The organism is Kosakonia sp. HypNH10, from assembly GCF_029850615.1.
In the GTDB taxonomy this organism is placed as follows: domain Bacteria; phylum Pseudomonadota; class Gammaproteobacteria; order Enterobacterales; family Enterobacteriaceae; genus Kosakonia; species Kosakonia cowanii.
This window is the reverse complement of sequence record NZ_JAOTIU010000006.1, coordinates 273,668-286,468: the sequence shown is the minus strand read 5'-3', so window position 1 is coordinate 286,468 and position 12,801 is coordinate 273,668. Positions and strand designations below refer to the sequence as shown.

6 protein-coding genes and 2 tRNA genes are annotated in these 12,801 nt (G+C 59.2%); 3 read left to right on the top strand and 5 right to left on the bottom strand.

The window, feature by feature from the left end:
- Window positions 1–7: 7 nt before the first annotated feature.
- The gene (mltA, locus tag N7V53_RS17850) at window positions 8–1,114 is read right to left on the bottom strand and encodes a murein transglycosylase A (protein ID WP_034813802.1); all 1,107 of its coding nucleotides are present in this window, start codon (window positions 1,112–1,114) and stop codon (window positions 8–10) included.
- A gap of 205 nt (window positions 1,115–1,319) precedes the next feature.
- On the opposite strand from mltA, the gene N7V53_RS17845 reads away from it, so the two are divergent.
- Window positions 1,320–1,396, top strand: a tRNA-Met gene (locus tag N7V53_RS17845).
- A 54-nt stretch (window positions 1,397–1,450) separates the two neighbouring features.
- Window positions 1,451–1,527, top strand: a tRNA-Met gene (locus tag N7V53_RS17840).
- 99 nt (window positions 1,528–1,626) lie between these two features.
- Here the strand turns inward: N7V53_RS17840 and amiC are convergent.
- Window positions 1,627–2,880, bottom strand: coding sequence for an N-acetylmuramoyl-L-alanine amidase AmiC (gene amiC / locus N7V53_RS17835; protein ID WP_023481090.1), 1,254 nt, complete (start codon window positions 2,878–2,880; stop codon window positions 1,627–1,629).
- 224 nt (window positions 2,881–3,104) lie between these two features.
- On the opposite strand from amiC, the gene argA reads away from it, so the two are divergent.
- On the top strand, window positions 3,105–4,436 hold the full coding sequence (argA, locus tag N7V53_RS17830; RefSeq protein ID WP_023481070.1) for an amino-acid N-acetyltransferase: 1,332 nt from the start codon (window positions 3,105–3,107) through the stop codon (window positions 4,434–4,436).
- A 27-nt stretch (window positions 4,437–4,463) separates the two neighbouring features.
- Here argA and recD read toward each other — a convergent pair whose 3' ends face one another.
- Genes recD through ptrA form a run of 3 tightly spaced genes read right to left on the bottom strand, consistent with a single transcriptional unit; the run spans window position 4,464 to window position 12,728 of the window.
- On the bottom strand, window positions 4,464–6,302 hold the full coding sequence (recD, locus tag N7V53_RS17825; RefSeq protein WP_279794299.1) for an exodeoxyribonuclease V subunit alpha: 1,839 nt from the start codon (window positions 6,300–6,302) through the stop codon (window positions 4,464–4,466).
- Complete coding sequence (gene recB / locus N7V53_RS17820) at window positions 6,299–9,847, bottom strand: exodeoxyribonuclease V subunit beta (RefSeq protein WP_023481123.1); 3,549 nt, start codon at window positions 9,845–9,847, stop codon at window positions 6,299–6,301. Before recB ends, recD begins: the two co-directional genes overlap by 4 nt.
- On the bottom strand, window positions 9,840–12,728 hold the full coding sequence (gene ptrA, locus N7V53_RS17815) for a pitrilysin (RefSeq protein ID WP_023481085.1): 2,889 nt from the start codon (window positions 12,726–12,728) through the stop codon (window positions 9,840–9,842). The genes recB and ptrA overlap by 8 nt, the downstream gene beginning before the upstream one ends.
- Between the last annotated feature and the right edge of the window lie 73 nt (window positions 12,729–12,801).

The following is a 12,801-nucleotide window of genomic DNA, read 5'->3' as shown; positions in this document are numbered from 1 at the left end:
CATTCCCTTAGCCGCTAAAGACGTTGCCCGTCAGACCCGCGCCCGGCGCGTTCTTTAATATCCAGACGCGACCATAGTGGTTATACCAGCCGGCGCGATGCCCGGCTTCTGCGCCGATACCCTGGTAGATGTCGAAGTGCTGGCCTTTAATCGCCCCGCCAACATCCAGCGCCACCATCAGGCGCAGCTCATACTGGCCGTTGAATTTGCCTTTACTATCCAGCTGCGGTACTTCCGCCAGCAGCGTGGTGCCCGGCGGGATCACGGTTTTATCAGAAGCAACCGACGCGCGGCCAATCAGCGGCACGGAGCTGGCGCCTTTTACCGGAGCCCAGGATTGCGGTTTAAAGAAGACAAAGGAGGCGTTCTCCTCCAGCAGCGCGCGCACTTCGGCTTCGCTGTGCTTCTCGCCCCATTCGCGAATCGCCTGCATCGACATATCTTCGCGTTTCACTTCACCGCGATCGATCAGCACTTTGCCGATGCTGCGATAGGCGTGACCATTTTTACCGGCGTAGCTAAAGAAGTTGAGCGGGCTGCCGTCGCCGAAATCGATATAGCCGCTGCCCTGCACATCCATAATGAAGTTGTCCATCAGCGAGTTGCTGTAGGCCAGCACATAGTTCTCGCTGAGCGCCCCGGCGTAGATCTCCGCACGCGAAGGCAGGCGGCCGCGTTTTGACGGCATGCGGTAGATAGGATACTGGAACTCGCCCTGGCGGGTGTGGCGCGCCTGCACCACCGGCGTGTAGTAGCCGGTAAACTGCACGTTGCCATAGTTGTCTGTGCCTTCCATCTGCCAGGCATCAATGCCGTACTGGCGCAGCGAGCGGGTATCGCCCCCGGCGCGCAGCCAGGCTTCAATCGCGTTATAGACGCTGCTCTGGTTGCCATACAGGCGCGGCGCAGAGCTTCTGATCTGGCTCACCTGCTCGGAGAAGTCTCCGGCATTAATCGGTGCGCCCACGGCGTCAGGCTGATTAACGAGGGAAAAAGGCTGAGAGAATTTTCCGTCTTTATACTGTTGACCGCGATCGGTCGGTTTAGAAGAGCAGGACGCGAGAAGTGCCACCATCGCGCCTGTGAGTACGAACCTAGCCCAACGTGCTTTCATTGTTTCTCATCTTTTGGTTAACCCCAAGCCGGATGAAGATAACAAACCGCTGTGGCTAATGAAATGCACACGAACATTCCGATATCAGTTTTGTTTAAATCTTAAGCACATTGTGTTGTTTTTAAACATAAAGTCCTTAAATCGACAAATGTCGCAAAAAAAGGTTGCATCAAATCGTCTACGGCGTATAGTGCGCTTCCACGGACGCGGGATGGAGCAGCCTGGTAGCTCGTCGGGCTCATAACCCGAAGGTCGTCGGTTCAAATCCGGCTCCCGCAACCAATTAAAATGTGGAAGAAAGAAAAAGTTTACATGATGGAAGTGTAAACAGACGGACGCGGGGTGGAGCAGCCTGGTAGCTCGTCGGGCTCATAACCCGAAGGTCGTCGGTTCAAATCCGGCCCCCGCAACCAACACAATAAACACCTTAACGGGTGTTTTTTTGTTTCTGGCGTTTGTAAAACCGCGCAGCAAACAAGACAAAAAAAATGGCGCCCTTCGGCGCCATTCTGTTATCCCCTTCTCGCCAGCGTCGCGCCATCCGCGAAGTAGGCTTTAATCCCTGCCAGAATCGACTCTGCGACTTCCTGCTGGAATTTTGCGGTCTTGAGCTTACGCTCCTCTTCCACATTACTGATAAACGCCGTCTCAACCAGAATCGACGGGATATCCGGCGCTTTCAGCACCGCAAAGCCCGCCTGCTCGACGCTGTTCTTATGCAGGTTATTGACGCGCCCCAGCTTATTAAGCACCGCTTTGCCAAACTTCAGGCTGTCGTTGATGGTCAGCGACTGCACCATATCGAACATGGTGTGATCGAGATAGCGGTCACCGCTTTTGCTTACGCCACCAATTAAGTCCGCCGCGTTCTGCGTATCCGCCAGATATTTCGCCGCTGTACTGGTCGCCCCTTTGGTCGACAGCGCGAAGACGGAGGAACCGTGCGGCTGGCGGCTGCTGAAAGCATCGGCGTGAATCGAGACAAAGAGGTCGGCGCGCTGCTTCTGCGCTTTCGCCACCCGCACCTTCAGCGGAATAAAGACATCCTCGTTGCGGGTCATATAGGACTTCATATTGCCCTCTTTCTCGATCAGCGCATGCAGACGGCGGGCGATTTGCAGCACCACATCCTTCTCACGGGTTTTATATTTCCCCGTCGCCCCCGGATCTTCACCGCCATGACCGGGATCGAGCATGATCACAATTGGCCTGTCGCGCCCGGCTTTGCCCGGCTGCGGGCCGCTCTGCGCGGGCGGCACCTGCTTATCAAGATCGCCCTGGTTGTACTCTTCAAGCAGCGCCAGCAGCGGATCCTGCACATCCTGCGCATTCGCCGGATAGAGATCCATCACCAGACGCTCTTTGAAGCCTGCGACCGGCGCCAGCGCAAAGAGTTGCGGTTTCACATTCTGCTTAAGTTCAAACACCATGCGCACCGTCTGCGGATCGAACTGACCCACACGGGCTGATTTGATAAAGGGATCGTCACTGCGGATCTGCGTTCCCATGCCCTTAAGCACGGAGTTGAGGTGGACGCCTTGCAGATCCACCACCAGGCGGTCGGGGTTGCTCAAGGCGAACTGTTTGTACTTCACCACGCGGTTCGATTCCACCGTCACACGGGTATAGCTCGACGCAGGCCAGACGCGCACGGCGACCACCTGACTGACGGCGGCCAGGCCAACCTGGCTCACGCTTAATAACCACATCGCCCCCGCACCCTGTAATAATTTGCGGCGGCTCAGCGCTGAATGACTTCCCGACATGCTTCTCCCGAGCAATTTGTTTAAATAATGCTTAACGTCAGAATTGACGGAAAACTTTAGCGAATGATGCATAAACTGTCATCTTTTAAAGGGTAAACATATGTCTGGCGCTATGCTTCACAAAGACGGGAGAATCCTGGGTTAAGAAAATTTGTGCTTGCAGCGAAGGCAATAAAAGAATAAAAATACACTTTTTACGAATAATCATGCAGTGAGGACAGGCCGTGGTCAAAGAGCGCAGAACCGAACTGGTGCAGGGATTCCGCCATTCCGTTCCCTATATCAACGCCCATCGGGGAAAGACATTCGTCATTATGCTCGGGGGTGAAGCCATCGAGCATGAAAACTTCTCCAGCATTGTCAACGACATCGGCCTGCTGCATAGCCTCGGGATCAGGCTGGTGGTGGTCTATGGCGCGCGCCCGCAAATCGACGCCAACCTTGCTGAACATCACCACGAACCGATCTACCACAAACACACCCGCGTCACCGACGCTAAAACCCTTGAGCTGGTGAAACAGGCCGCCGGTCTGCTGCAACTGGATATCACTGCGCGGCTGTCGATGAGCCTCAATAACACACCGCTGCAGGGCGCGCACATCAACGTGGTTAGCGGTAACTTTATTATTTCGCAGCCGCTGGGGGTTGATGACGGCGTTGACTACTGCCACAGCGGCCGCATTCGCCGTATTGATGAAGAGGCGATCCATCGCCAGCTCGATAGCGGCGCAATTGTGCTGATGGGGCCGGTTGCGGTCTCCGTCACCGGTGAGAGCTTTAACCTCACCTCCGAAGAGATTGCCACCCAGCTGGCGATCAAGCTGAAAGCGGAGAAGATGATTGGCTTTTGCTCGTCGCAGGGCGTCATGAACGATGAAGGCGAAATTGTCTCCGAGCTATTCCCTAACGACGCGCAGGCGCGTGTCGAAGAGCTGGAGCAGCGCGGCGACTACCACTCCGGCACCGTGCGTTTCCTGCGCGGCGCGGTAAAAGCGTGCCGCAGCGGCGTGCGTCGCAGCCACTTAATCAGCTATCAGGAAGATGGCTCGCTGTTGCAGGAGCTCTTCTCCCGCGACGGTATCGGCACGCAGATTGTGATGGAGAGCGCCGAGCAGATCCGCCGCGCCACCATTAACGATATCGGCGGCATTCTGGAACTGATCCGCCCGCTCGAACAGCAGGGCATCCTGGTGCGCCGCTCCCGCGAGCAGCTGGAGATGGAGATCGATAAGTTCACGATTATTGAGCGCGACAACCTTACCATCGCCTGCGCGGCGCTCTACCCCTTCCCGGAAGAGAAGATTGGCGAGATGGCCTGCGTGGCCGTGCATCCTGATTACCGCAGCTCGTCACGCGGCGAAGCGCTGCTGGAGCGCATTGCGTTGCAGGCGCGGCAGATGGGTCTCAGCAAGCTGTTTGTGCTCACCACCCGCAGCATTCACTGGTTCCAGGAGCGCGGCTTTACGCCGGTGGATATCGACTCGCTGCCTGAAACCAAAAAGCAGATGTACAACTACCAGCGGCGCTCAAAAGTGCTGATGGCCGATCTGACCTGATTCACGCCCCGCCCTGTGCGGGGCGTTTTATTTCAGGGCGCTGAACAATGCTTCAAGTCCGCTGCGCCGCTCGGTGCGGGTAGCAATCGCCTGGCCCAGTACGCGCTCATCGGCATAAAGCGAGAGTCGTTTACGTGCGCGGGTAATCGCGGTGTAGACCAGCTCGCGCGTCACCACCGGCACGTTTTGCGCAGGCAGGATCAGCGCGGCGTGATCGAACTCCGAGCCCTGCGATTTATGCACCGTCATCGCCCAGGCGGTTTCATGCTCCGGCAAACGGCTCGGCTGCACCGACTTGATCTTACCGCCCGGCAGCGGGAACCAGACGCGCATCCCCTGCCCCTGATCCAGCGCAATACCGATATCGCCGTTGAACAGCCCCAGCGCGGAGTCGTTGCGCGAAATCATTACCGGCCTGCCGTGATACCAGCGCGAGAAGGGCTGGCGGGTGATTTTACGCTGACGCACTAACGCCAGCTCAAGCCGCTCATTCAGCCCGCTGACGCCAAACGGCCCTTCGCGCAACGCGCAGAGCAGCTGGTACTCGCCGAAGGCGGCGATAATCGCTTCCGGCTCAGCGTGGCCCTGCACCAGCGAGAGATAGTGCCTGTAGCCCGCCAGCGCGTCGTCAATCATCTCCTGATAGGCCTCGGCACTGTTAAGCGGTTTCCGCTCGATATCCTCAAAGCCCTGGCTGAAGACCGCCTGGGTGGCGCGCTTATCACCGCGGTTAACCGCGGCGGCCAGTTGCCCGATGCCGGAGTGGCTGCCGAAGCGGTAACTTTTTTGCAGCAGGCAGAGGCTGTCGCGCAGCGCGGTGGCTGCCTCACCTTCACCTGCGGGCACTTCCGCGCCGGTTAACCGTGAGAGCTGCGCCGCGCGCGTCGCGCTGTACCCGGCATTCACCCAGGCGCAGATATCCCCCAACACCGCACCGGCCTCAACGGAGGCCAGCTGATCGCGATCGCCGAGGAAGATCACCCGCGCCCGCGGCGGCAGGGCATCAATCAGCCGCGACATCATCGGCAGGTCAATCATCGACGCCTCATCCACCACCAGCACGTCCAGATGCAGTGGGTTGAGCGCGTGATGGCGCATGCGCTGGCTTCCCGGCTGTGCGCCGAGCAGCCTGTGCAGCGTGCTGGCCTCATCCGGCAGCAGCGCTTTTTGCGCCTCATCAAGGGGCAGCTGACGCAGCGCATTGCCGAGGGATTCGGTTAACCGCGCGGCGGCTTTACCGGTGGGCGCAGCCAGGCAGATACGGCAGCGGCTGCCATTAAGCGTTTGTACCAGCGCCGCCAGAAGCTTCGCCACGGTAGTGGTTTTACCGGTTCCCGGCCCGCCGGAGATCACTGAAATTCGCCGGGTGAGCGCCACGGCGGCGGCGACTTTTTGCCAGTTCACATCGGCTTCATTGTCTGGCGGAAAGAGTGAGGCCAGCGCCTCTGAAAGACGGGCTTCATCCGCCTCATCAACGGTTTCCTGGGCGGCAAAGAACTCCGCGACGCGCCGCTCGTTCCACCACATACGGTTCAGGTAGAGGCGCGCGTCATGCAGAATAATCGGCGTCGCGCCGCTGCCGTCGCCAACCGCTGGCGAGGCAAGCAGCAGCCCCTGCCAGTCGTCGGGTGGCCCGGCCATTTCAAACAGTTGGCGTGCGAGCGGCGAATCGCTGCCGAACACCTCGGGCGTCAGGCGCGAGAGCGGCAAACAGACATGCCCCTCTCCAGCATCGCGGCTCAGCAGCGCGGCGGCCAGCAGCAAGGCGGGTTCTTCCGTGCCAGCCACCGTCAGGGCAAACTGCACGTCCAGCGGACGCAGCAGCTTCTGCTCCATCGCTTCTTGCAGTAAAGCCTGCACATTCATGGTGTCATCTCCGGTACTTCACCTGCAAACAGGGTATCCATGCGGGCGATCAGCGCCGCCTCCGGGCGGGTGGTAAAAATCCCCTGCTCCGGTTGCTGCGCCTCCACGCCGCGTAAAAAGAGGTAGATCACACCGCCGAAATGGCGCTCATAGTCGTAATCAGCGATGCGATGGCGTAAATAGCGGTGCAGCGCCAGGGTATAGAGCTGGTACTGCAAATCGTAGCGATGGGACTGCATGGCCGCCGCCATCGCCTCTTGCGTATAGGCCTGGGCGTTTTCGCCCAGCCAGTTGGATTTGTAATCGAGCAGGTAGTAGCGCCCCTGATGGCGAAACACCAGGTCGATAAAGCCCTTCAGCATCCCGCGCACGTCGCGAAAATCGAGCGGCGCGCATCCGGCCGACAGCGGATCGTAGCGGCGGATCAGCCCATCGAGCGCCTCTGCGCTCAGCATGGCGCTGATGGGGAGATAAAACTCCATCTCAACCTGTTTATCTTTAGCCGTCAGCTGGCTAAGAGAGACCCCGGCTGCGGTGAGCGGCGCGTGCAGCACCGTCTCCAGCCAGCTGCTCAGCACTGGCTGCCAGTGCTCCTCATATCCTGCCACCAGCAGCTTTTCCGCCACCCACTCCGGTGATACCGGCTGGGTGAAGTCGATATCTTCAAACAGACTGTGCAAGAAAGTGCCCGGCGCCGCACCGCGCGGAAACTCGTGCGGCGTTAGCATCGGCTGGGTTTGCACCTCGCGCTCGCCTGCGGCATCGACATCCAGACGCGGAAGCAGATCCTGAGCAAGGCCATGACCGCGCTGCTGTAAGCCGGAGTAACTGGTCACGCGCCAGTCATCGGCGACCCGGCGCATCACTTCGCGCACGCTGAGCGCGGGCGGCTGCGGCTGCGGTAACTCCCAGCGCTCAGTGTCCGGCGTGGGCGGTATGGCCAGCACAATCTCTTCATTGCAGATCTCTGCCAGCGCCTGACGCAGCCCGGCGGCGTCCAGCGCCTCGCCCTTCTGGATCAGACGACCCAGCGCGCTGAGGTGGAAATCGGTGGGCCCGCTCTTCTCGCCACGACGGCGAAACAGCGGCGCAATGCCCAGGCTGCAGTGCCAAACGGAACGGGTCAGTGCCACATAGAGCAGGCGTAAATCTTCCGCCAGCCGCTCCGCCTCCGCCAGCTCAATGCTCTCTTCGGCATGGCTGAGATCGAGCACCGCGTTAAACGAGGCGCGATCGTGATAAAAACCCTGGTCCTGAACGCGGAAGTTGGCGATAAACGGCAGCCAGACCAGCGGGTACTCAAGACCTTTCGATTTGTGGATGGTGACAATCTGCACCAGGTGCTTGTCGCTCTCCAGACGCATCTGCTCGCTGGCGGCGCTGGTGTTCGGCTCGGCGATATGCTGCGTCAGCCAGCGGGTAAGTGCGTGTTCACTTTCAAGCTGCGTGCCCGCTTCCTGCAACAGCTCGCTGACATGCAGAATATCGGTTAAGCGCCGCTCCCCGCCGGGCGTCGCGAGCAGGTTTTCCGCCACGTTACGCGCGCTCATCAGCGTGCGCAGCATCGCCATTACGCCGCGCTTTTGCCACAGCTCGCGATAGTGAGAGAACTCCTCAACCACCCGATCCCAGGCATCTTCATCAAGATTGAGCGCGTCGATATCCCGCGCCGTCAGCCCGAGCATCGAGGTCGCCAGCGCGCTGCGCAGCGTGTTTTCACGCTCCGGCGTCAACACCGCATGCAGCAGCCAGAGCAGCTCCTGCGCTTCAGGCGTCTCAAACACGCTGTCGCGGTTGGAGAGGTAGACAGAGGGAATGCCGAGCAGCGTCAGCGCATCGCGGATCAATGACGCCTCATGGCGGCTGCGTACCAGCACAGTGATATCCGAGGCTTTTACCGGCCGCGCTTTATCCCCTTCGTAGAGCAGCGCATCGCCTCGCTGCCCGGCGCTGAGCCAGTCGCGGATCTGCATCGCGCAGAGCTGGGCCATAAAGCTCTGGTAATCACCGACGCCCACGCCTTCGCCCTCCATCAGCCACAGCTTCATCGACGGCTGGGTTTCCCCTTTTACCGCAAAGCGCAGGCCGCTGTTGCGCGCAGCCGCTTTCACCGGCAGGAAGGGGATCTGGTGGAACATAAACGCGTCGTCCATCTGGCTAAAGAGCCGATTGACGCTGGCGATCATCCCCGGCGACGAGCGCCAGTTGGTATCGAGGGTGTAGCGGGCACTCACTTCGTCGCGCGCTTTCATATAGGTGAAGATATCAGCGCCGCGAAAAGCGTAGATCGCCTGTTTAGGATCGCCAATCAACAGCAGGCCACATTCGGGCTGATTCAGCCAGATGCGGCTAAAGATGCGGTACTGCTGCGGGTCGGTATCCTGAAATTCATCGATCATCGCCACCGGAAAACGGGTGCGAATAGCCGCAGCCAGCGCCTCGCCGTTCGGGCTTTGCAGCGCGTGATCGAGCCGGCTGAGCATATCGTCAAAACCGAGCTCGCCGCGGCGGCGCTTCTCTTTGGCTACCGCGTCGCGGATTTCACGCATCGCGCGGGTCAGCACCAGATCGCTCAGAGTCAACGGCTGCGCCAGCAGCGTTTCGATGGCGACAAACAGCGGATGCTCGGGCACAACGCCGCCCTCTTTGGTGCGCTGGGCGAGAAACGCCTGCGAGAACTTCTCCAGCGCGTCCGGCAGCAGATAGGTGCTGGTCTCCTCCTGCGCCCAGGCGGAGATCTTCTCAATCCATTTTCCCTGGTTACCGCGATTGAACTTGCGCCGGTCAATGCCGGAATTTTCCAGCAGCGGCTCCAGTTCACTGACAGAGTCGAGCCACTGACGTTTCACCGCATTAATCTGCGAGACAATCTGCGCATGGCGCGAAGCGAGGGTCTCCTCCTCCGGCGGCGGCGATTTGATCTGCGGGGCTTCGCCCTGCAAATAGCGGTCGATAGACCGGAGCAGATCCTGCGGCCCCTTCCACAAATCGTGGATCACCTGCGCAATATCGCGCGGCAACGGGTAGCAGTGGCGACGCCAGAAGTCGGCGCAGGCCTGATAGCGCAGCAGGGTTTCATCTTCCAGCAGTTTCAGTTCAAACAGCATGCCGGATTCAAAGGCGTTGAGGCTAAGCATGCGCTGGCAAAAACCGTGGATGGTAAAGACCGCGGCTTCATCCATCTGCCGCTCCGCCAGCATCAGCCAGTGGGCGGCCTGCTGTTTGTCTTCAATCTCTGCCAGCAGGCTGGCGTAGAGCGGGTTTTCGCTGCTTTCGCGCAGGCAGGCGATGCGTAGCTCGTGGATGTTGCTGCGTATACGCCCGCGCAGCTCTTCCGTCGCCGCTTCGGTGAAGGTGACCACCAGCAGCTCTTCGACGTTGAGCGGGCGGGGAAAGGCGGCATTGCCGCCAAGCCCGAGTAACAGCCGCAGATAGAGCGCGGCGATGGTGAAGGTCTTACCGGTGCCCGCCGAGGCTTCAATCAGGCGCTCGCCGGTAAGCGGCAGGCGCAGGGGATCAAGGGTCTCAGCGGTCGTTTCACTCATTTTTCTCGCTCATCAAGGGTAAGGATTGCTGCAAAGCGCTGGCGTCCTTCCAGACCTTCCAGCCGTCAGGCCGGGCGTAGTCGGCTTTTCCGCTCTGGCTTCCGGAGATCTGTGACAGTATCGCCATACCTTGCGGCTCAACCACCGCCTGATGGAAGAAGTCCGCAAGTTTTTGCGGCGTCAGCGCTTTTATTTGGGCCACTACTTTATCACGTGAATCGAAGCGCATATTGCCGCGATCGAAATCTTTGCTCAATTTGGAAGCCTCCTCGCCTAATGTCTGCGGCGCTTGCAGCATTTGCGCAATGACACCCTGCTGGATCTGCGCAAACTCCTCCGGCTTCATCGCGCGCAGGCGCGCTTCAGCGGTCGGGAAGAAGGCTTTATAGCGCTCCCAGAGCCAGGCGGGCTGCTTCTCATTGCTCTGCAACAGGAAGCCCATTCCCCACTGGCGGCCAACATTGATAGGGAATGCAAAGACGGCATAACCGAGCTGCTCTTCGGTGCGAAGCTGGTTGTAGAACCACGGCTGCACAATCTGCCCGAGCATCGCGCTGTACGCCGAGCTGCTGTACTCATCAAAACCGGTCGGCACAAAGACGGCAGCCAGCGCGGAATCGGTGCTGTTGCCCGCTTTCTCAAACATGACGTTCTGCTTTTTATCCACCAGCACGTCTTTGTTACGGCACCACTCGTTACCGCTGGTGCCAAGCTGTTTTTGCACGTTGCGGGCAAGGTCTTTCGCCTGCTGTTCGCTCAGGTTACCCACTACCAGAAACTCCGGGCGGGCGTTGTGCTTCAGCGCATCGCGATAATGCAGAATGTCCTGCACGGTGATCGACGGCAGCAGGGCACGGCGCGCTTCGCGCGGGAAATAGGGCACCTGCGATATCATCTGCACAGGCATAATCGCCTGGTCAAACGCTTTACCCTTCTCCGCCGAGGCCATCATCCGGCTGTACCAGGATTTCGCCTGCGTCAGCTGCTCCTCGGTTGGCGTATAGCTGAAATACCCCTCCAGCAAGGCGCTGAAAAGCTGCGGCAGACGCTGGGTGTAGCCGTTGGCATTCAGCATCAAACCGTTATTGGCATTGGTGGAGAAACCGATGCCGCCGACCGCGGCCTGGTTGCTAAGCTGATCGAGCGCCAGCCCTGCCAGGTAATCATTTAAGGCAAACATCACCTGATTTTTCGCGCTGTCCATCGCCTGCGGATTACGCAGCACCACGCTGACATCCGCCCGTGGCTCATTGGCGAAGTAGCGGCTCGGCATGTAAACCACGCGCAGCGTCGGCTCATCAACAATAAGCTCCGGGTGCGTGTATTTTTTCTCCGGCTTAATCAGCGAGAAGTCATCCGGAATGTAGGGGTTAAGCTCCGGGAATTTCAGATCGATCCCTGCTTCATCCTTTTGCCAGGCGGCAAAGCGATCGGGCGTAATTTTCTCTACCTGGTAAGGGGCATCGACGAAGTAAGCTTTTTTGTTATGCGGCTCATCAGGGCTGATATACCAGATACGCGCGTTTTGCGGCGTCATCTCATCAAGACGCGCCTGCACCGCTTTAGCGTCAAACTGGTCGGCAATGTTGACGGAGTCGAGGGTGTGGGCAACCGGCACGCGGATCATCGTGTCGGCAAGCCACTCAACGTAATCCATATCGCGGGTGATCGACGGGTAGCGGAAATCGAGATCAAGAATGTGCGCCAGCTCGTCGAAATAGCGTTTATCGATCCCCTTTTCGCGCAGCAGTTGCAGGTAGCTGAAGATAGCGGCGACAACCCGATCGCGATTCGCCAGCCCTTTATCCGTCAGGGTGGCGGAGATAGCCAGTACACCGCTGTTACCGTTTACTACTGGGTCGGAATCACCGCGAATGCCTTCAACCAGCCCCTGGCTTTGCAGCCAGTCCGAGAGCGTGCCCGGGCTGCGGTTGCCAATCAGATAGGTAATCAGCTCGTCGGTTTTGCTGCGAAAGGCCGCGGTGTTGTTATCAATACGAAACTCAACGCGCAGCACCTTGTTCGGCACTTCCGGCACGTAGTGAATAATGATGCCTTTTTGCGCATCCGTTACCACCGGCACGGTGATCTCAGGCCGGGTGATATCTTTGTTGGGAACCCGGCCATAGGTCTGCACCGCGAGCGTCGCCAGCTCGTTAAGCGGGCGATTACTGTAAATCACCGCTTTCATCAGGTTGGCCGAGTAGAACTTATCGCGAAACGCCAGCAGCGCGTCATGCACCGGGCTGCCCGGTTTATCGCTGAGGGTTTCAAGGTTACCGCCGGAGAAGCGCGCGCCGGGGTGAGCGGGGTTAATGGTCTCCGCACTCACCTGGGCCATGCGCATGCCGTCACGGGTGCGCGCCATGGTCAGCTCCGCGTTGACCGCGTTACGCTCACGCTCGGCGTACTTCTTTGCCAGCAGCGGCTCGGCGATGGCATCGGCTAAGCGATCCACGGCGCCGTCCAGCGCGTCGTTTTCCACTTCCAGGTAGTAAGCGGTGCGATAAGGCGCAGTGCTGGCGTTATGGCTGCCGCCGTGCATTTTGAGGTATTCAGCCAGGCTGTCTGGCTGCGGATACTTTTTCGACCCCATCAGCGTCATGTGCTCAAGATAGTGAGCAAGACCTGGGTGGCTATCGGGATCTTCAAGCGAGCCGACCGGTACAACCAGCGCCGAAAGGGATTTGACCGCCTGTGCATCCGAGACCAGCAGCACGACCATGCCGTTATCAAGGCGGATCGCCTGATACTGCCGCGTATCTTTGTCGCTCTTACGGATAGTCTCTTTCACAGGCTGCCAGCCGGTGTCAGCCTGACTGAGTGGCGCCCACAGGGCAAAAAACAGAACGAAGATAGTTAACCAGGTGCTGCGGGGCATTCACGAACCTCATCATTAACTTTTCCTGCTCCCCCGATAACCGCCGGAGTAGCAGGTAAATGTGTGCTGACAG

Bases quoted from the DNA above. Each gene is read 5' to 3' on its own strand.
- mltA (WP_034813802.1), bottom strand. From the start codon at position 1,114: ATGAAAGCACGTTGGGCTAGGTTCGTACTCACAGGCGCGATGGTGGCA.
- amiC (WP_023481090.1), bottom strand. From the start codon at position 2,880: ATGTCGGGAAGTCATTCAGCGCTGAGCCGCCGCAAATTATTACAGGGT.
- recD (WP_279794299.1), bottom strand. From the start codon at position 6,302: ATGAATGTGCAGGCTTTACTGCAAGAAGCGATGGAGCAGAAGCTGCTG.
- recB (WP_023481123.1), bottom strand. From the start codon at position 9,847: ATGAGTGAAACGACCGCTGAGACCCTTGATCCCCTGCGCCTGCCGCTT.
- ptrA (WP_023481085.1), bottom strand. From the start codon at position 12,728: ATGCCCCGCAGCACCTGGTTAACTATCTTCGTTCTGTTTTTTGCCCTG.